General features: G+C 65.8%; 1 protein-coding gene. It reads left to right on the forward strand.

Annotation, left to right across the window (positions count from 1 at the left end; genetic code table 11):
• The coding region (locus ACLJNW_RS24515) for an SsrA-binding protein (RefSeq protein ID WP_410961257.1) at positions 1 to 165 on the forward strand (165 nt) is incomplete at its 5' end.
• Between the last annotated feature and the right edge of the window lie 119 nt (positions 166 to 284).

Here is a 284-nt window from a genome sequence, read left to right on the forward strand (position 1 = left end):
GGCTACGCCTGCGTCGCTCTGTCGATGTACTGGAAGAAGCACCTGGTCAAGTGCGAGATCGCCCTGGCCAAGGGCAAGAAGGACTTCGACAAGCGCCACACCGAGAAGGAGCGCGACTCCGATCGGGAGATCCAGCGCGCCATGCGCCACGGCAAGGACGACTGAGCGCGTCCCTGCCCGCGCCTCGCTAGTCTTCCTGCACGCTGCGCCGGCGCTGCGAGCGCTTCATCCTGCGCGCCTCTTCCTGGACCTCCGCCAGGACCTCCTGCACATAGTGGATGTGC

This window comes from Salmonella sp. SAL4457 (assembly GCF_046548235.1).
In the GTDB taxonomy this organism is placed as follows: domain Bacteria; phylum Pseudomonadota; class Gammaproteobacteria; order Enterobacterales; family Enterobacteriaceae; genus Salmonella; species Salmonella enterica.